Annotated in this window: 18 protein-coding genes; 2 read left to right on the top strand and 16 right to left on the bottom strand. The window is 42.0% G+C overall.

The window, feature by feature from the left end:
• Positions 1-291: 291 nt before the first annotated feature.
• The 10 genes from AB1Y31_04805 to speD form a co-directional block, all read right to left on the bottom strand.
• Positions 292-954 carry a M50 family metallopeptidase gene (locus AB1Y31_04805; protein MEW4982486.1) on the bottom strand — a complete coding sequence of 221 codons (663 nt, stop codon included), beginning with the start codon at positions 952-954 and terminating at the stop codon, positions 292-294.
• Positions 955-1,133: 179 nt separating this feature from the next.
• On the bottom strand, positions 1,134-2,033 hold the full coding sequence (locus AB1Y31_04800) for a DUF350 domain-containing protein (GenBank protein MEW4982485.1): 900 nt from the start codon (positions 2,031-2,033) through the stop codon (positions 1,134-1,136).
• A gap of 12 nt (positions 2,034-2,045) precedes the next feature.
• The gene (locus AB1Y31_04795) at positions 2,046-2,963 is read right to left on the bottom strand and encodes a hypothetical protein (GenBank protein MEW4982484.1); all 918 of its coding nucleotides are present in this window, start codon (positions 2,961-2,963) and stop codon (positions 2,046-2,048) included.
• A 9-nt stretch (positions 2,964-2,972) separates the two neighbouring features.
• Positions 2,973-4,067 (bottom strand): ion channel, encoded by a 1,095-nt coding sequence (locus tag AB1Y31_04790; protein ID MEW4982483.1) that lies wholly within the window; start codon positions 4,065-4,067, stop codon positions 2,973-2,975.
• A gap of 43 nt (positions 4,068-4,110) precedes the next feature.
• Positions 4,111-4,431: a hypothetical protein gene (locus AB1Y31_04785; GenBank protein ID MEW4982482.1), complete on the bottom strand. Its 321-nt coding sequence runs from the start codon at positions 4,429-4,431 to the stop codon at positions 4,111-4,113.
• A gap of 4 nt (positions 4,432-4,435) precedes the next feature.
• The gene (locus tag AB1Y31_04780) at positions 4,436-5,080 is read right to left on the bottom strand and encodes a hypothetical protein (GenBank protein MEW4982481.1); all 645 of its coding nucleotides are present in this window, start codon (positions 5,078-5,080) and stop codon (positions 4,436-4,438) included.
• Between the two features lie 2 nt (positions 5,081-5,082).
• Positions 5,083-5,778 carry a PspA/IM30 family protein gene (locus AB1Y31_04775; protein MEW4982480.1) on the bottom strand — a complete coding sequence of 232 codons (696 nt, stop codon included), beginning with the start codon at positions 5,776-5,778 and terminating at the stop codon, positions 5,083-5,085.
• A 2-nt stretch (positions 5,779-5,780) separates the two neighbouring features.
• A complete protein-coding gene (locus AB1Y31_04770; protein ID MEW4982479.1) occupies positions 5,781-6,206 on the bottom strand; it encodes a DUF2170 family protein in 426 nt (141 codons plus the stop codon).
• A 53-nt stretch (positions 6,207-6,259) separates the two neighbouring features.
• Positions 6,260-7,975 (bottom strand): polyamine aminopropyltransferase, encoded by a 1,716-nt coding sequence (locus tag AB1Y31_04765; GenBank protein ID MEW4982478.1) that lies wholly within the window; start codon positions 7,973-7,975, stop codon positions 6,260-6,262.
• Between the two features lie 12 nt (positions 7,976-7,987).
• Entirely contained in the window at positions 7,988-8,401 is a 414-nt protein-coding gene (speD, locus tag AB1Y31_04760; protein ID MEW4982477.1) for an adenosylmethionine decarboxylase, read from the bottom strand.
• Positions 8,402-9,067: 666 nt separating this feature from the next.
• Here speD and AB1Y31_04755 point away from each other — a divergent pair.
• A complete protein-coding gene (locus AB1Y31_04755) occupies positions 9,068-10,486 on the top strand; it encodes a hypothetical protein (GenBank protein MEW4982476.1) in 1,419 nt (472 codons plus the stop codon).
• A gap of 116 nt (positions 10,487-10,602) precedes the next feature.
• Positions 10,603-12,012, top strand: coding sequence for an ATP-binding protein (locus AB1Y31_04750; protein ID MEW4982475.1), 1,410 nt, complete (start codon positions 10,603-10,605; stop codon positions 12,010-12,012).
• An 885-nt stretch (positions 12,013-12,897) separates the two neighbouring features.
• Here AB1Y31_04750 and AB1Y31_04745 read toward each other — a convergent pair.
• From AB1Y31_04745 to alaC, 6 genes are all read right to left on the bottom strand, one after another.
• Positions 12,898-13,596 (bottom strand): transposase, encoded by a 699-nt coding sequence (locus tag AB1Y31_04745; protein ID MEW4982474.1) that lies wholly within the window; start codon positions 13,594-13,596, stop codon positions 12,898-12,900.
• A 759-nt stretch (positions 13,597-14,355) separates the two neighbouring features.
• Positions 14,356-14,571 carry a cold shock domain-containing protein gene (locus AB1Y31_04740; protein MEW4982473.1) on the bottom strand — a complete coding sequence of 72 codons (216 nt, stop codon included), beginning with the start codon at positions 14,569-14,571 and terminating at the stop codon, positions 14,356-14,358.
• A gap of 268 nt (positions 14,572-14,839) precedes the next feature.
• The gene (gene recJ / locus AB1Y31_04735; GenBank protein MEW4982472.1) at positions 14,840-16,579 is read right to left on the bottom strand and encodes a single-stranded-DNA-specific exonuclease RecJ; all 1,740 of its coding nucleotides are present in this window, start codon (positions 16,577-16,579) and stop codon (positions 14,840-14,842) included.
• Between the two features lie 19 nt (positions 16,580-16,598).
• Positions 16,599-17,741 carry a threonine synthase gene (thrC, locus tag AB1Y31_04730; protein MEW4982471.1) on the bottom strand — a complete coding sequence of 381 codons (1,143 nt, stop codon included), beginning with the start codon at positions 17,739-17,741 and terminating at the stop codon, positions 16,599-16,601.
• Between the two features lie 8 nt (positions 17,742-17,749).
• Positions 17,750-19,060 (bottom strand): homoserine dehydrogenase, encoded by a 1,311-nt coding sequence (locus AB1Y31_04725; protein MEW4982470.1) that lies wholly within the window; start codon positions 19,058-19,060, stop codon positions 17,750-17,752.
• 64 nt (positions 19,061-19,124) lie between these two features.
• Entirely contained in the window at positions 19,125-20,309 is a 1,185-nt protein-coding gene (gene alaC, locus AB1Y31_04720; GenBank protein ID MEW4982469.1) for an alanine transaminase, read from the bottom strand.
• Positions 20,310-20,390 lie beyond the last annotated feature (81 nt).

The following is a 20,390-nucleotide window of genomic DNA, read 5'->3' as shown; positions in this document are numbered from 1 at the left end:
TCAAACAGGCTGCAATACCGCTTGAATCAACACATTTATGGCTCTATAAAGGCTTAACCTCTACTTATAACTTCGGTTGTTAATGAGGAAATTACAAGTCGGCGGGGAAATTGCTGGGATAACACCTTAATAAAAAGCTTTTTAAGACATTAAAAACTGACGTCATTTAGCCAGAAAGAGCCGCTGGGCAACCAGTAAGTTTATTGGTCATAAAAAGCATGATCGTCCGAATAGCACAAATAATTACTTATCATCGAGCTAATTTGAATCTATCAAGCTAGAAGAGGCAGCTCAATTTGAATATTGTCTAGGTACTCCATTTTTCCACAATACAATTAAACCACTAGCCGCAATAGTAAACCATAAGGCGACCCAAAAAAATTCCGGTAACCAAGTATAGCTTGCTAAGTTTGCGCCATCGCCAAGATCACGTCCATCGAGTAAATACAGTGGGCTGCGAATAGCGTCCAGTAATACAAAAATACCGACCAGCTGAATAAAAAACGTGACGCTAAACCAAAGCGATTTATACAAGGGTAATGCGTACATCAATAATAATACCAACAATATAATAATAGTCGACACGTCACGCGCCCATAATAATAAGGTTACCGCAAGCATGACTACCATGGTGCCGACCATCACCTTTGCACTCGGCTTAGATAGTGTTGCTGCAACGCTATAAATCAGCAACCCCCACAGCGCACTGCCGGCATACCCTGAAAAACTAATAATAAAAGCTGACCCGCCACGGGTGGTACAAAGACCAGAGCCATTAAAGTTTAACGTAATACTATCAATCGAGCCGCCTGTGAAGAGTGCGGCAAGGCCATGGCTGATTTCATGAAAAAAAGTTTCACTCCATAAAAATGGCAAATTGATGAAGGGTAAATAATCAACAATAAAAGCGGCGATAATAAAAAGCAGCAGTCGTTGTCGTGGTGTTAGGCGCATGAAGATTGAATCATATTTAAACGGTGAAATTTCTCACTATAAGGTGAGGTATCGCGAGTTAGAGTTAAAAATGCTTTGCTGCAGTACGGAGCTGTCATCTGACAGGTGTACATAGCCGTTATTAAAATTGCTTCGTTCAGCTTACCTGTTTGCTAACGTCGCCTGCCATGGGCTGCTTTTTATGCGCCAATCAGTCCAGCCAGTAACAGGCCCACCACAATATAAATACTGCCTTCAATAGCACCCACCGCTATATTGCCTTGTTGGCCCACCTCTTCACCCACATTGACCTTATGCAATACACCGTAGCGCATCACAATTGCAATTAAGGTGAGTAAAACGAATAACAGCAATGCTGCAGCAAACCACAAGCTGAAGACAAATATGAAAGCATCGGCATCATACTCAACTACGCTGAAAGCGGCGCTAACGGCTATCGCTAGCCCTATGCGATAAGCACTAAAGCGCAACGCTAAGGCAATATTATTGTTTTCAATCGCGGTGTGTAGCTGACCACCTGCGTGACGCTTTTCATATACTTTGACTCGGTATAATGTGGCCAGCGCCATGATGATTTGTGAAGCAAAAAAACTAACCGCCACCGCCAACAGTGCAGCCTGCATATCGCCATCTACCCAGATCATTGCACCCTTTATAATGATCGCCGTGGCTATCATGTTACAGGCATCAATAATGCTCGCCGCCATATTGCCCTTCATGATTTGCTCATGAATAGAGAGACCTGGGAATGAAATGCGGTCAAAAGCCATCCGGGTTACCCACATTAAGCTGATACCAAGAGTGCCAAATAAAACCACGCTCACCGCTTCGTCGGCTAAATTGTAACCGGCATCACCGGAAACAACCCCCATCAGCATAATACTGACGGCAATCATTGCACCGGCCAGGGAGACCCCAAACGCTTTATTATCGTTATCTGAAATTTCATTTGTGGCGGAGACATTACTGACTAAGCCGGCAAGAAAACGTATTGCCGTTAATAACGCCACTGCAATTAAAAAATCCACTAGGTAATACAGCGCCAGATTCACGTCTACATTGATAAAATCGGTTAACATTTTTTTGTCTCCTTATTTGCCTGAGCGAAAGCTACGTGAACTTGAATAGGATGAGCTTCGACTACTAGAGCCATACGAGCTATTACGTGAAGAAGATGTTTTTGATGACGAACCGCCATAACTTGACGAACGTGAGGAGCTTGTTGCATAACGCGTTCTTGTTGCTGCGCTGGGCTTGTTATAACGAGTAGGGTTACGCTGACTCAAATTATAATTTCGATTAACGTCCTGACTTGAACCCCAGCGGTTACGCCCATAATTGCCGTAATAGCTGTAATGCGGCCGTGATGCCCAGCCACCATAAGAATAACGATTCATGCCAACGACATTGCTGAACATAGAATACATGCCATACCACGCCCAAAGAGATTGCCCACTACTGTTCTGGCTCCAGCTCCCATAAGCTGGGTTACCCACCAAGGCGTTGGTTTGTTGAGCGCTCGCGCGTTGCGAAGCCGAAACATTAACCACCGCTAACTGGCCATCGGATAAGGCTGCAAGCGTATTAACAACATCAGACAGGCTGTTATTAAATTCATACGGGTCCGCCGCCGCATAAATGAGCTTTAATTCTTGTAGGCTACCGGCAGCCTCTTCTTGGCTGCTGGGAACCAGATTCACTGCGGCAAGACGTTTTGTGAGTGCGGTATAGGCTTTACCTTGCGAGCTTGCTTCTAGCTTAAGTAATGAGGCAATATCCGCGTAATCGGGTTTTTGTTGCTCTAATGCACGGGCGTACTTATTAATTAATAAACCATTGATTAATTGCTTGGTGTCCAACTGCTCTTGCAAATTACTTAGGCCTGAAGAGACGAGCTGATGATTGTCGCGTAATTGTTCTTCGAAACGGTTACTACAAGCGGATAACACACTGCCAACGAGCAACAGAACAATTAAGTATCCCCATATCCTTACATTATATTGTTTCAATGTTTTCTCCTATGAAACCAGTGCTTTCACGTCGTCATTACTGTGCATATTACACTCCTTACTAATAGTGAGGAGTGCTTGTATATTCGGTTTGCTATGAGCCGGTGGGTTATAGACCATCTCACTGCTATCGCGATCAATATAAGCGACGGCAATACCAACGTCTTGGCTAATTAAACGCGTAACAATATCACACCAGCTCATACCTGTGATATCAACATCATAGCGGCGGTATTCATCGTCATCACTGTTAAACATATTTTCAATGATGCGCTCCGAACCTGGCGCATCAAAGGCGCGAACGATCATTTCAGGGTAAGCGCGAATCGGCCGGATGACAATATTAGCCCCCGCATCGGCTAAGCGCTGTCGATTAGTATCATCGACACATTCTGCCAGCACCGTGGCCTGCACTTTTAAATCTTTTAAGCGATGCAAGATATCAAAGGTACGCCCGTCCGAGCTTTCATCATGCTCATCTTTGGCCAGCACAATAATATCACTGGCTTCGGCAACACATACAGCGGCCAAATCTTCTGGATTACTCGGATCGCCTGAGTAATGCACAACATCATCGAGTTGAGTAATAAATTCAGGCAAACCCTGCGGAAATTGGCGGGTCAATAAATAAACAACCGTGTCATTATAATCGGCCGACGCTCTAAATTGTTTTATCAGCCGTTGTAAATAACGCTCCCCAGAGTGTGTGGGGCTATTAAGGATAACAATATGGTTATGCATACTCCAACTCCAATGACCTTTAGTTTTTTTATCACGAACAGTTAACCGATAATCAAAATAATCACCGACCACTTTGGCTAAAATAAAAATACCGCCCAGATAAATAAGAAAAACCGTGGCAAAGCGCCCCTCGGTGGTATTCGCCGACATATCACCATAACCCACCGTCGAGGCGGTGGTAAGCGTGAGCCAAGTCGCATCACCCAAGCTTAAGCCTTCAAACATCATCATCAAGCTTATGTGCAGGGCAAAAACAACGCTTAACAACAGTGATGAATTAATAATCGAATGAACTAAATTATACTGAATGCGGAGCCCTACTCGGCGCCGTCTTTTTGCAAAATAGCTAAATATAAAACCCATAAATCAGCCTAACAGATACGTTTTTAATGCCATAGCCGATGACTCATTTTTTTGTGATTTTAAGGAGTTCTTGCTTTATTTTGCCGCGGATTAGTTCTTTCTCATCAGCCATTAACTGATAACGCTTGCCCAGTATTTGATAATCTTCAGCCGACAAACTAATGCTAAGTCGAGGCCGTATCGGTTTTTTACGCGGTAAACCAATAATCTCGCGGATATAATCAGAGGGGCTTAAATCTTGCTCAATTGCTTGAATACGTAAGATTCGCGACGGCTCTAAACCTAATTCAAATATCACCTGAACCGCGCGTATGCTCTTGTCTGATTTTGACCAACTGGCCGAACGAGGTGGTTTAACAGTCATATCATTAAGCTAGAAAGTATTCTTCGACTTTGCTTAACGCCAAGTAAGCAATTAAATAAACATCGGTACGACCACCATCATAAATTTCAATACGAATGGCGTGTTGACGGTCATCGCTCACCATCAACTTATAATCAAAGCCAAGCCAATCAGATTCATCTAAGGTTTTGTTACGGCAATCTTTCTGACTGCGATAAGCCTCATTAGTACGCTCTTGATAATAAGAGCTAGCAATAAAACCTTCCAGCTCATTCAGTTCACCAGTCTTGGCTTTGCGTTTTAGACGATGATTGGTATTGTCAGGTTCATCAAAAATAGCCACGAACTGTTGTCGATTAAACAGCTCAAAAACCTTGTCCGGTAATATCGCAACCGCCACTTCCAACGGCCTATTAGGGTTGACGCTACTGGTGGAAAGCAAAACCCGCTGCTCGGCGCCGCTCATGATGGAAACGACTTTACCATTCTCAACCTGGCTTACGTCATAAAACAGCTGTTCGGACACTTTTAAGGTTTGCGCAGAAATCAAGGCTTGCTCGGCAAACTCCATTTTCAGCATATCGCCAATATGTAAATCTTTTGGTGATTCTATTGGCGCTGTCGGTGGTGACTTATCGCCACCACCAAACAGTGATTTAAGCAAGCGCATGCTTATTTATTGCCTTGTTGCTTCTTTAAGCGATCTAAAATCGAAGAACCAGAGCTGGCAGAATTAACAATCCCGGCACTTTTCAAGCGAGCCTGTAAATCATCCCCGTCATCTTCAGCGGCAAAATCCATCGCCGCCGTGGCTTGGTCTTCTTTCTTTTGCTGGCGCGCTTTAATCCGCTCTAAGGAATCCGTCGCACTGCGTAATGATGAGTTTGAGCCGGAAAACTTTGCCGATGCTAACTCATTGGCTTTTTGTACCTTCGCCGTTGTTTTCACCACCGACACTTCTCGGTCCATTGCTTGAATATTACGTTCGGTTTGACGAATCATTTTTTTCAAGCTGACCACTTTAGATTCATAACCCTCTTGAATCCCTTGTTGAATAGTTAAGTCGTGCTCAAATTCGGCAATCTTATTCGCCACATCCAAGGCCAGACTTTCATCGCCTTTATCCATCGCAGACATTGCATAGCTTTCGTGCTCGGTGATTTTTGCGCTCAGCTCTTTCACTTTACGCTCGACCCCCATCTTTTCCGCCATAATCGACGTTAGGCCCGTTTTAGCATCACTCAGCGCTTTTTTAGAATCACGTAATTCTTGCTCTAAAATACGGATCGCCTGAGAATCGACAATGGCCTCACCTACGTCCGTTGCACCACCTCGTACCGCTGTTAATAATTTTCTAAATATACTCATGGCTACGCTGCCTCCTTTAAATAATCCGCTACCGCTTCAATCGCTTCCAGCACATTGTCACTGAGTAGCTCAATTTCATGTACTAACTCATCAATACTCGCTTTCGGTGAGAGAGCACCAAACATAATGTATTGATCACCAATTTTAGAAAACGCCGATAACGGAATTGAAACGTTCATAATAAGCATGTCTTCAGCCAGTGCTGCACGCTTATTGGGGTCAACTTGATCATCGCCAAACAGGTAAGTAATACACAGTATCTGCCCCTCATCGACGGTCATGTAAATAGGGAACTCTTCCCGGTCTTCAACCTTGATGCAGGCCACGGTATTTTCGCCATCAAACATCTCAATTGAAAGCTGAGTGCCGTCTGCTAATTGTTTACCTGCTAAATCCTTAATTAATTGCTGTAAATTCTCGTTGCTCATATTTCCTCCGGTCATCAACGTTAAGACATAATAGGTCGCTAAGACATAATATGTCAATTATTTTCGGTAATATATATTCCCTGCTGCTTTTCCCAACCCTCTTTATGATACTGATAAGCTGCTTGGTTATTGATTCTATTAACTTTTATAGTATCAAGACGGTCAAAAAAGTGTTTATTAAACTCAAACGCGGCCAGTAAAACACCCTTGGTCGACCAACCATCATCCACCGCCAAAGTCTCTTTTAGCATTAACCTAGCCTTTGCCGATACGCCGTTTTTAGTGGCAATCGTCCAGCCCCATTCGCCAAAACTGGGCACATTATGATGATACTGCTCCACGTGCTTAAAGCCCGCGTAGTGAATCGTTTTACCAATCGATAAGAAGGTGTTTTTCGCGTGATACGGTGAGGTGGATTGCACCGCCATCGCACCATCTCCAGTCAGTAATGTTTTCAGCTTGGCATAAAAACGCGCAGAATATAATTTGTTCAAATCAGGGTGACTCGGGTCGGGTAAATCAACAATAATAACGTCATATAAACGTTTCTGTTGAATCAGCTCATCCACCTTAATAAACGCATCACCAAAATGAGTCTGCACTCGCTTATCACTAAAGGCATGCTCGTTTAATGCTAATAAAGGCTGGTTAATAACGCGCCCTTTCTCATGATAAGGGCGGGTAAAAAAATCAACAATCGCTGCGTCAATATCAATAAGATCAACCGACTGTGGCTGCCAACGCAACACATCACGCAAGGCTAGGCCATCACCACCGCCAATAATTAACACCTTTTCATGCCGCGCCGCCGAATGCATCACCGGAGCCACCAACATCGCGTGATAAATCGCCTCATCATTACTGGCAAATTGAGAACGACCATTAATAAACATCGAAATAATTTTAGGCTTGGTCGGATCCATAATGCGCTCAGTAATCGTCACGTGCTGGTACTGGGTGTTATAACTAAAGATCACCTTATCCTTATAAAGCAAATCCTCCATCGCGTTATCCCAGTCGGTGCCATTAACCGCCACCAGCGCAATAATAAGCCCCACCAATAAATGAGCACTAACCACCCAGCCGCCAAAAGAAATACGTCGCCGGTACACAGCATAAAACACCAACCCCACCACCAGGTTAACACTGGCAGTAATCGCCGCCGCCATGGTCGGCGGCATGCTCAACATGAAGAACACCCAAAGACCCGCGCCGATGCCTGCGCCTATATAATCCGCGCCATAAACAGAACCGGTATTATTCTTGATATGCTCGCCATAAATTTGCTCACGAATACTGGCGATTAAGGGGATTTCCATACCAATTAAAAAGCCCAATACAAAACCGCTAATATACGGCATGGTAGAGGCAATGCTATGCGCCCAAGTAATCATCCCGCCACGCGGTAATAAGTCCGCTGGCAACGAAAACGTTTCCATCAGTATTTGCGGCAAAATATTCGCCAGCGCAGTGGTGGCCGCTAACAGCAAAACCGAGGTCGCACCAATTAAAGCAATGCTTACTTCTAACCAAACAAAGGTATTAAAGTACGATTTAAAAACACGCGCAGCAAATGCGCCCAAGCCCATGGACACTATCATAACGCCAATCATCGCGAAAATAACGTGTTCCACCGCGCCTAAAATACGCCCCGCATAATGCGACAACAGGTATTCATAAATCAGCCCGCAACCGGCCAAAATACCCATAATCGCAAACAGTAGAAAATCGTGCTGGCGCAAGGTGAGTTTTGATGAAAACTGGCTCATTGCTTGGCTGTTTTATTCATTATCTTTGTGCCCGCGCAATATTTCTTTTACCTTCAGCTCGCTCGGGCTAAAGGCTTCTTGCAAAATAGCAATCGCATTGGCAGGTTTAGCCGCGCCACACATAAACACATCAAACGCAGCATAGCTGCGCTCCGGCCAGGTATGCACACTGATGTGCGATTCGGCCAGCACCGCCACCCCAGAAATACCGCCTGTGCTAGAAAACTGATGTACATGACAGTGCAATAAGGTTGCCTGACAAGCCGTAACACAGCGTTTTAACACCTCTTCTATATAGGCTTGCTCATCCAAATGCGAAGCCCCCCACAAATCAATTAATAAGTGCGTACCAGAGTATTCCACTCCATCTTTGATTAAAAAATAATCGGCGCTGGGAGAGGTGTTTAACAAGGTTGGTTTATTCATGCTATTTATTATAAATGTCGGCGGCGGGGTTATCTTAATACATGCGTAAGCTAAAAAGACAGATCTGACCTGCCTTTCTCTGGCTTGCTAATTATTATTAGCCTTATAGTATTTCGCTGCCGCGAGGGCGTTCATTTCTTTTGCTTGTCCAAAAGAAACAGAACCAAAGAAAAGGACACCCTACCGCAAGAATACCTTTATTTTCGGGCGTGTCCGAACTCGCTACGCTCAGACAACGTACACACTCATCCGAATATAAAAATATTCTTAAGCGCGATAAAGGGAATTTTTGGGCTCGTATTCAATCAAAGGGTAGCGTCTCATTTAATTCAAGTAGGCGCCGCCTTAGGTGTTGCTGGCCCAATGGCTAGACAATAATGAGTATTCAATCGGGCACTTTAGCTATAAACTACGCAGCGAATAAAAGCGGTAATTTGTATGGATACAGATCAAGTGGTTTTAAAAGGACTCTTCTTATCAGGCGTTTCTTGTCGCCAACATCAATTATCTAAGCAAGCAGTAATAGATTAAAGGGTAGCGTTTTGTTTAATTCTGGCTTTATGCAGAAAGAGATGAAAGTACCTTGTTCTTGCTTCATTGTCTCATTACAGGGAAAATTAATTCCCGTTAATGCATTGTTATGTTTTTCCGAGGGTATATCGATAAATGGCACAAAAAAATATTGTTACGGTTGGCTTTAAATTAAACAACGATAATGTCAATTATTGCGAATTCAATAGCGATTCCTCATTATTAGATTTTGACATCATTTTATTCAAACCAGATATTGATGAGTTTGTTTCGCACAATGATATGTTTGAGGGCAAACCATCTTTAAGTGATCATATATCTTTTCAATTGAAAGACAGGATTCAGCATTGGAGAAGAGAGATTCTTGAGTCTGTAGACTGTGGAAAAACAGTAGTTGTTTTCCTTTCCAAACTAACACAAGTATTCATAGCTACTGGCGATAAATCATTTTCAGGGACAGGAAGAAATCGACAAACAACAAGGCATGTTGGATCTTATGATAATTATAAAATAATTCCTGCCGAATTAAATGTTGTTAAAACTCAAGGGCAAGAAATAAAACTTGCTCCAAAAAACTCAGAATTAATTGCATCATATTGGAAAGAGTTTTCGGGTGAATCTAGTTATAAAGTAACTATTGGAGATAAAGTACCTCCGTGTTTACTTACAAAGAACGGTGATAAAACAGTCGGTTCTATTCTAAGGTCTAAAAACTCAAACGGAGCTCTTATACTCCTTCCTTATATAGATTTTTACCCTGATGATTTTTTTGATGAAGAAGGGGATTGGACAAATGAGTCGGTGAAATTTGCTTCAAGACTCACCAAATCAATTGTAACTATAGATAAAGCTATTAAAAATACAGGTGAAGTTACTGCTGAACCTGAATGGTGTAAATCAACAGATTACAAACTTAAATCAGAAGACAAATTAGATACAGAATTACTTAAGATCGAGTCAGAGCTAGAGCAAATTCAACTTAAGAAAGAATCTATTATCAACAAATTGGAAGATAGTGGGAGATTAAGAAACCTATTATTTGAAAAGGGTAAACCTTTAGAGTTTTCAATTTTAGACGCATTGAAACAGTTAGGCTTCTCTGTTTCACAGTTTGAAAATGGTGAATCTGAATTTGATGCTGTCTTTGAGTCTAAAGAAGGCCGCCTTATTGGTGAAGCTGAAGGAAAGGATAATAAACCACTTAATATAGATAAGCTTAGGCAGTTAGCACTAAATATTCATGAAGACCTAGAAAGAGAAGAAGTTGAGTCCCCCGCTAAGCCTGTTTTATTTGGTAATGCTTACAGGCTTCAAGAACTAAGTGAAAGGGAAGATCCTTTTACTACTAAATGTCATACCGCATCTAAGACAAATTCTACAGCTTTAGTGTTTACACCTGATTTGTTTATGGTGGCAAAGTACCTTTCAGATAACAAAGATTTAAGGTTCGCTACAAAATGTAGAAAAGCTATATTAAGCAGCATCGGAAGAGTTAACTTCCCCGAAGTTCCAAAGGAAAAGGCTACAAAGAAAGCTGTCACAAACAAAACATAACATAACATAACAAGAAATTAAACAAGGACAAAAAATAGTTGGTTTTTGCTCCTTCGTCGCTTATTTTAACCAACTATTTTTTGCCTGTTAATTGGGCGTTATAAATCGAAAGGAAGATGATGACTAAAGAGATATACAAAGTTTCTCAAGTGTTTACTCCTGCTTCTCCGGCGAAAATAAACTTTGTAGAGAGAGAAGACATAAATAGGAGAGTTGTTAGAGCATTAAACACCCCCGGGATGCAGATCATTGTTTATGGCCAGTCTGGATCTGGCAAAACAACTTTACTTGAAAATAAGTTGTATCAAGTATACGAGCGCCATATAAAGACAAGCTGCATGAAGGGAATGAATTTTGAATCTGTGATTCTTGATGCATTCGATCAGCTTTCTCCATTTTACCTTAGTGAAAAAAGTTCAACAGATAGCGACTCCATAGATGTAAGCTTGAAGGCAAGCTTTAAAGTAATAGATTCACAAATAAAGGCGACTTCTAGCAGTTCAAGTCAAGAAAAACACCAGCGTGCACTGCCACCCCAGCTGACGGCTCAGAGTTTAGCAAGGTTTATGGGAGGAGCAGGATACTGTTGGATATTGGATGATTTTCATAAAGTTCAGGAAAGAGACAAGAGTAAGCTATCTCAACTTATGAAGGTTTTTATGGATATGTCAAACGATTATCCTGACTTGAAAATTATATGTGTTGGTGCTGTTAATTCTGCAAGGCAGGTAGTCCAGTACGATGTAGAAATGAGAAATAGAGTCTCTGAAATAAAAGTTCCTTTGATGAGTAACATTGAAATTAAGAAAATCGTAGAAAATGGATTTTCACTACTTAATGTAAAGGTCAGTGATCCATCTTTGTTTTCCGATATATATCACTATACAAATGGTTTAGCCGCTATTTGCCATAAGTTGTGTTCTCTTATGTGTGAGTCAATCGCTCTATATCAAACTGTCTCGGCAACCAGAGATAAAAATATAATCATTCAAGATCCAAGAGAAATTGAAGATGAGCGTACTGAAACAAAATCCGTGTTAGACGTAAATTTAAGCCAAGTTGCTAATGAAATAGAAAACAAGTGTTACTCAAAAAATGCGTCGGTGGGATTTAATGACTTAACTTTTGCTGTTAGTGAATATCTCGATGATGCTTCAGACACTATTAAAAGTTCATTTGATTCAGCTTTTAGAGTTATATCCGCTCCACTAGTGCTTGAAGCTTTGTCAGAAGGTGGTGAGGAAGGTGAATGTATACAAGAAATCATTGATATTCTAAATGGCATGGGCTTCGACAATGACGAATCCACCTTGGAACTTACTTTGAGAGAGTTGATGGCAGATGAAGGTGGGGGGATAGTTACCTATGATGCATCGTCTCATCTATATAGGTATACGACACCGTTTCTAATGGTTTTTGCAAGAAGTCTCTTTGAACACAGCTCTTACAGGCAAAAGATGTCCCAAGCAGAGCTTCTAAAAGTACTCAATAGTGCCTTTAATTCGATGCAAAAATCTTATTCATAAATTTCTCGGTTTACACGGTTTAAGGGGACGTTTAAGGGGCCGGTACCCATTGATTGGCCAGATGCCCCAATAATCCCTTTCTCGTGCTTAAGGTTCTCTCTTTTTTCGGAATAGTGTGTGCGTTGTTTGAGCGTAGCGAGTTCGCGCACGCCCGATAAAAGAGAGGTTCTTGCGATAGGGTGCCCTTTTCTTTGGTTCTGTTTCTTTTGGGCACGCAAAAGAAATGAACGCCCTCGCGGCAGCGAAATACTAAAAGGCAACATCTCTATAGCAACGCGGAACCTAACTTATAAAGACTAGCGAACCGATGGAATAAAGATAAGGGGGTCACGTATATTTTACAATGCAATATTCTTTCTGAGACTGTAAATTAAATTGGAAAAATCCGCTTAACTGGGGTGTCTGAGTTTAGTTGATCACGTCAGAGGTCTCTTGATACAAACTCAGTTAAAAAAGCCCTAGGTTTAAGGGGCCGGTACCCATTGATTGACCAGAAGCCCCAAAAATCCCTTTATCGCGCTTAAAGTTCTCTCTTTTTTCGGAATAGTGTGTGCGTTGTTTTAAAGCTGAATTGATAATTTATTATCAATGAAACTTATACTCCGTGTGAAGAGCGTAGCGGGTTCGCGCACGCCCGATAAAAGAGAGATTCTTGCGATAGGGCGTCCTTTTCTTTGGTTCTGTTTTTAATCGAATTGCGGATGGGTCTTTATCCGCATTCATGAGATTTATGCCTCAGGTACTTTTGCACCCGCGGGCATAAAGACACGCAAAAGAAATGAACTCCCTCGCGGCAGCGAAATACTAAAAAGCAACACCTCTATAGCAACACGGAACCTAATTGCTATTAGCTTAAAGCAACAAACAATTGGGGTCAGAGTAAAATTAACCTTCATTGTCAACTATCTTAGGTCTTCCCGCTTTTCTTGGCGTAATTCGCCTATTGGTTAATGCCTCAATTTGGGTGGTAAATCGCTCACTACCTAAAGCCAGCCCTTTGTTTAAACTATCTCTTATTTCTGTCAATAACTCCACTCCAACATGTACTTTAAATAGTTCCCTATAACTTGATAACTGCTCTTGCTTTGTCTTACCTAAAGCAAGGTAAAGTTTATGTGGGGTTTGTAATTTACTTTCCATGCCTAGCCCATTGCAGCCATAACTTGACCAACTATATTCGCTCGGTTCTTCAACCATGCCTGCTCTTACTGGATTTAATTCGATGTAACGATGCAATTCAAGCAAATAACGCTCACTATCAATTAAGCTGGCTTTGAATCGACCTTCCCACAGTGTACCGCTTCGCTGGTAGGTATAATTGTAATATCGGACATACATACGACCAATAGATTGCATCATCTTACTAATGGCTTCTTCTGACAGCGGTGTACAAAGCAGATGAACATAGTTTGTCATTAAAACCCACGCATGAATCTCAACACCATGCTTTATTGAATACTCTTCCAACCAATTCAAATAAGCCTTCATATCTTCCTCACCACCGAAGCATATTTGACGGTTATTGCCTCTTTGAACAATATGTTGAGGAACGCCAACTGGATTGACTCTAGTTAATCTTGCCATTTCTTATAATCAATTATTATTTCGGGGGAGCTTAATCATAACAAGATTTATTTTACTCTGACCCTAGTTATTTAGACCCTAATTATTTATATTACTCTGACCCTAATTATTTTGTTGCATAGTAAAGTTGGTTCCCAGGGCTGCGACCTAATGATGATTAACAATCGTAATATCATTTCAAGACTAACGCCATTTTGCTTTTTTAAAGCTCAATCTAGCGCTGAGGCACCACATTTAGTTGTGTTGTTTAGAATAACGACCGCTCAATTTAAAGAGCCTCCATATAAGGCTTACCAGGGCGCGGAGGCTTGTGAATTAGCATTAGTGGAGCATCAACGCTATCTCGTAACTAAATATAGTTCAATCTGAGCCACATCATCTAGCCTGATCTGTTTAAACTATTTAGCTGCTTTTCGAGCAAAAACGTCTATTCCTTTTCAGTCCACCTTTCCTGTCATCCAAGGTTTAGGGTTAATGATAAACGCTTGCACAATTTAATTTACGTCTCGATAAACACAGAACTTATGAATTGTTTGTTAGATTATATCTGGCTCTTTGGATTTAAAAACGCGCACTAAAAACCACTAGGCAATATGCCTACAACATCAAAACAGGATGAAATTTAGTTTCTAAAAAGCAAAGAGAGTCGCCTCCCCTAGGAGAGGCTCCTATTTCCTACCCATTAAGAATGGGTGACAAGCAAGTAATTAGTTTTAATTAACAGTTTCTTTTAATAGTAAGAAACTGTTAATTACTAAGTTACTCTAAGCCTGTTACTTCTTCAGCTTGAAGCCCTTTATCACCTTTAGTAATAGTAAACTCAACAGCTTGGTTTTCTTTCAGGGTACGGAAACCATCACCTTGAATAGCCCTGAAATGTACAAATACATCTTCACCACCTGCATCGGGTTGAATAAAGCCAAAACCTTTTGAATTATTAAACCATTTAACAATACCGCGAACTCTCTCTGACATCTCTCTTCCTCGTTATAAATAAATATAAAAATCAGATGGTTAAAGATTACTTTTAAAGTAAATAATATTAATTTTTTTTGACTTATTTAACCTATCCGTGTTCAAAGTATACTAAAAGCATTAGAAAAGTCCTAGTGTTTCCTTAAATTATAAAAACCTTATATTTGATAGCTCATTATCTTGGTTTTAAAACAAAACAAATATATATCTCAACGCGTCTCATGGACTGTTTTCTAACAGTGCACTGTCAATCAAAAACTCAGCCTTTTTAAGTATGCTCTAAGTGCCTAACTATCAGCTGCGCAGTGGAACGGCCCATATATGTATTCACATCTAACTGATAAACCAACCTGACTTGCGCCAACCCTATAATGTTTTCAGGGCCATCAACATTGAAATAAATGGCGTCTATTTTTCTGTTATTAGTTTGAGTTTCCAACTCCAACTTAACGTGTTTCTGACCTAAAATTCGCGCGTTTTTTACTTTAAACGTACCAACAAAAAGTGGTTCTGGAAAATTTTGCCCCCAAGGCCCTGCGCCACGTAGTGTTTCCGCTAAATCTAAATTAATGTCGCTATCCGGTATTTCACCATCTACAAGAAATACATTCTCTGGCACTTGGCTATTGAGACGTTTCTTTACCGCTTGATTAAACGCCTCTTTAAATGTTGCCAAGTCTTTCTCAGCAAAACTCATTCCTGCGGCCATTGCATGACCACCGAACTTTTTTAATAATTTTGGATGTTGACTGGCAATGTCATCCAAAGTATCTCGTATATGCAAGCCAGGTATTGATCGTGCGGAGCCTTTCACATCACCATTATTAGCCTTAGCAAACGCAATCACCGGCCTGTTTAATTTTTCTTTAATACGCGACGCGAGTATGCCGATAACACCTTGATGCCAGTGCTCATCAAATAAACAAACGCCCCATTGTTCTTCTTCTTTCTTTTTTAAATTCAGCGATGCAAGAATCGCATATGCATCTTGCTTCATATCTTCTTCTATTGAACGGCGTTCAATATTTAGCATATCAAGCTGTTCTGCAATATTCTGTGCTTCTTGCTCATCATCTGTGAGCAAACACTGAATGCCAAGTGACATATCCTCTAAGCGCCCTGCTGCATTTAGCCTTGGGCCAATGGCAAAGCCTAAGTCAGTGGAAACAACTCGCTCACGTTCTCGTTTTGCAATTTTTAGTAACGCACTAATACCGGGAACACACTGATTGGCTTGAATCCTAAGGAGCCCTTGATGAACCAGTTTACGGTTAGTTTCGTCTAGTGGCACCACATCAGCAACTGTACCTAATGCAACAATATCAAGTAGAGCAGCTAAGTTTGGTGCAGGAACATTGCTGAATAAACCGTCTTTGGTTAGCGAGGCTCGCAAGGCAAGTAAAACGTAGAAGATAACCCCAACACCGGCCAACGCCTTGCTAGGGAACTTATCATTTATTAATTGCGGGTTAACAATGGCATCGGCTATCGGCAGTAGCTTCGGCGGCAAGTGATGATCAGTTACCACAACCTGACAGCCCTGCTCTATAGCATAAGCGACACCTTCAACACTGGAAATGCCATTATCAACGGTAATAATCAAGTCTGGCTTTGAGGCCAGAGCTACCGCTACAATTTCTGGTGTTAAGCCATATCCGAACTTAAAGCGGTCAGGTACTACAAAGCCTACATTTTTCGCGCCCAATAAGCGCAATCCTCGAATAGCCACCGCACACGAAGTCGCGCCATCGGCATCAAAATCGGCTACGATCAATATTTTCTTATCGGAATAAATCGCGGCTTTAATAATGCTGACTGCAGTGTCAATACCCGTCAGACTTTGGTAATTGGGTAAATCTCTCAGTGTACGATCAAGTTGCTCTTGCTGCGTAATACCCCTGTTTAAATAAACCTGCCGTAAAACAGGGTGAAGCCCAGCTAAGTCTTTCGCATCATGGCTGACCGCTTCTCGGTGCTTTATCTGTATGGCTGAGTCACCTGTATCCAACTCGCTCACCTATGACCGATCAGAGCTTATCTAAAATCGCGGCTTTTACAGCATCTAGCGATGCATCAATAGCTTTTGAATTAACAGCACACTGAGAAATGGCAGTATCTGGATCTTTTAGACCATGCCCTGTTAAGGTACATACGATTGTACTGCCTTCTGGAATTTTGCCATTTTTAATATCACGAATAGCGCCACCAACGGATGCTGCTGATGCGGGTTCACAGAAAATACCTTCTTTTTCGGTTAGTAATTTTTGTGTAGCTAAAATCTCTTCGTCTGCTAGCAAGTCAAACCAACCACCTGACTCTTTTTGTGCCGCCCAAGCTTGGTTCCATGATTGAGGACGACCAATACGAATGGCTGTTGCGACCGTTTCTGGGTCATCAATCATTTCACCTTTTAGGAAAGGTGCTGCTCCCGCTGCTTGATAGCCGACCATAATAGGTCGCTTATCGGCGGTAAAAGGAGAGCGGTCGTACTGACAGTCACCATCGCAAAATGCACAAGAATCTGTGACGTGCTCACCCGCAGGCTGCGCCATTTCGCTATAACCAATCCAATGTGCAGTTATGTTCCCAGCATTGCCGACAGGTAAGCAATGATAGTCTGGTGCTTTACCGAGTGCCTCTACAATTTCGTACGCGGCTGTTTTTTGACCTTGCAATCTATATGGGTTGATTGAATTAACAATCGTTACGGGCGCATGTTCGGCTACCTCTTTAACCAACTGCATACCGTGGTCGAAGTTACCTTTTATTTGAATGATTTCTGCGCCGTGCATCATTGCCTGCGCTAATTTACCGAGAGCAATTTTACCTTCAGGAATCAAAACAAATGCTTTAATTCCGGCTCGAGCAGCATACGCGGCTGCAGAAGCAGAGGTATTTCCCGTAGAAGCACAAATAATAGCCTTGCTGCCCTCTTCCACTGCTTTAGTCACCGCCATGGTCATACCACGGTCTTTAAAAGAGCCTGTTGGGTTTAAGCCCTCGTATTTAACGTAGATATTAACGTTTTTTCCGATGAGTTTAGGAATGTTTTGTAATTGGATAAGCGGCGTATTGCCCTCGCCTAAGCTAATCAAACGCGTGCTATCAGACACCGGTAAAACGGCTTTATATTTGTCGATAAGACCAATGTAACGATTTCCTGCTGGCATAATAATTCCTATTGTAAAGATTCCACACGGATGCGAACCGCTGGTTGATTTATTGAATCAAGCGATTCAATTTTATCTAACGCCGTGAGTAATGATTTTTCCACAATACTATCCGTTAGTAAAATCACTTGCGCATTTGCACCATGCTGTTCGGGTTCTTTTTGTTGAACCGCCTCAATGCTAATACCATGATCAGCCAATATCTTTGTAATGGCTGCCATAGCTCCCGGCTTATCTTCAACAGACAAGCGTAAGTAAAAGGCCGTTGTAACCTCTTCAATAGAAAGAACCGGTAATTCTTGTAACTCACTAGCTGCAAAACCCAGTGCAGGAACAGCATTCCCTTTAGGCGTATCCAGGTGCCGACAAATATCAATGATATCTGCGATAACAGCCGATGCAGTTGCATCTGCCCCTGCTCCTGGTCCGTAATATAACGTTGGACCAACAGCGTTACCTTTAACGAGAACCGCATTCATAACACCATCGACATTAGCAATAAGCCTTTTATCAGGAATTAGTGTTGGGTGTACACGCATCTCCACACCGGCGGTTGTTCTTCTTGCTACACCTAGGTGCTTAATCCGATAACCCAGTTCTTCAGCATAAGTGACATCAAGCGGCGTTATTTTGGAAATACCTTCCGTATACACACGTTCAAAGTTAAGTGGCATGCCAAAAGCCAGTGAAGCAAGAATACAGAGTTTATGTGCTGCATCGATACCTTCAACATCATATTCTGGGTCTGCTTCGGCATAACCTAACTCTTGCGCTTCTTTCAAGACATCAGCGAAAGCACTTCCTTTGTCGCGCATTTCGGTCAGAATAAAGTTGCCGGTACCGTTAATAATGCCCGCCAACCACTCGATGCCATTAGCGCTCAGTCCTTCACGCATTGCTTTCACAATAGGAATACCACCCGCAATAGCTGCCTCGTAGGCCAACGTTACGTTATTAGCGCTCGCCACAGCAAACAATTCATTACCATGATTAGCGATAAGGGCTTTATTGGCCGTTACGACGTGTTTTCCCTTTGCCAGTGCTTCAAGAATTAAGGATTTTGCTGGTTCTTCACCACCCATTAACTCAACAACTATTTGAATTTCGGGATCGTTGATAATATCGTGAGGGTTAGTCGTCAGTTGAATATCGTCGGTTTCACAAATACGTGGACGGGTGATATCTCTAGCACTTGCAGATGCCACGAGCACTTGGCAACCAGTACGGCGCAAAATTTCTTGGCCGTTTTTGGCTAACACATTCACCGTGCCACCGCCAACTGTTCCAAGGCCTAACAGCCCAATTTTTACAACGTTCAAAAGATTCCCCTTAGTTCAATTTAAGGGCGAGATTATACAGGAATTAGCACCTGCCAAAAAACACTTATCCTAAACTATCGTTTTTGAACATTTGCTTTATGCCACGTACTGCTTGGCGTGTTCTGTGGTTGTTTTCAATTAAGCCAAAACGAACATGTTCGTCACCAAAATCACCAAAACCAATGCCCGGTGAAACAGCTACCTTGGCTTCTTTTAACAGCTTTTTAGAAAACTCTAACGAACCCATTTTACGATATTTCTCAGGGATTTTTGCCCAAACAAACATTGTTGCTTTCGGTTTCTCAACCTCCCAGCCAATGCCATTAAGACCCTCACATAACACATCTCTTCGTTCTTTATACAGCGCCCTGATATCATCAACACAATCTTGAGGCCCCTCTAACGCAGCTATTGCAGCAACTTGAATAGGTGTAAACATACCGTAATCAAGGTAAGATTTTATGCGTGCCAAGGCACCAACCAGTTCTTTATTGCCGCACATAAAGCCAACACGCCACCCCGGCATATTGTATGTTTTCGATAATGAATAAAACTCAACAGCAATGTCTTTGGCACCCGGCACCTCAAGGATCGATGGCGCTTTGTAGCCGTCAAAAACAATTTCTGCGTAAGCATTATCGTGTACAACCCAAATATCATGTTCTTTGGCCATTGCCACTACTTTCTCAAAAAACTCCAAATCAACGCATTGAGTTGTTGGATTACCGGGAAAGTTGAGGACCAGCATTTTTGGCTTAGGGTACGACGTTTTTATCGCTTTTTCTAATTCACTAAAAAAGTCTACCTCAGGGTTAATCGGCACATGTCGAATATCTGCGCCGGCTATTACAAAACCATATGGGTGAATTGGGTAAGCCGGGTTAGGTACTAGAACAGCATCACCAGGGCCTAGCGTAGCTAAAGCTAAGTGAGCCAAACCTTCCTTTGAACCAATGGTAACGATCGCTTCTGAATCAAAATCCAAGTCAACGTTGTATTTTGATTTATACCAACCGCAAATAGCTTGGCGTAACCTTGGTATACCACGTGAGACAGAATAGCGATGGGTATCACCGCGTTGTGCAGCCTCAGTCATCTTATCAACGATATGCTGTGGCGTAGGCTGGTCTGGGTTACCCATGCCAAAATCAATAATGTCTTCGCCAGCCGCACGCGCCTGAGCCTTTAGGTCATTAACAATATTAAAGACGTAAGGTGGAAGGCGTTTTATTCTTGCGAAATCATGCATGATATTTAAGGTGTTAACAAAGTCAGATACAAGCGCGCTACAGTACGCATCTGACTTTTAACTGTCAATGTAAATGTAGCA

Origin of the sequence: Cycloclasticus sp. (assembly GCA_040743155.1) — a bacterium.
In the GTDB taxonomy this organism is placed as follows: Bacteria; Pseudomonadota; Gammaproteobacteria; order Methylococcales; family Cycloclasticaceae; genus Cycloclasticus.
This window is presented reverse-complemented; position numbering and strand designations above follow the sequence as displayed.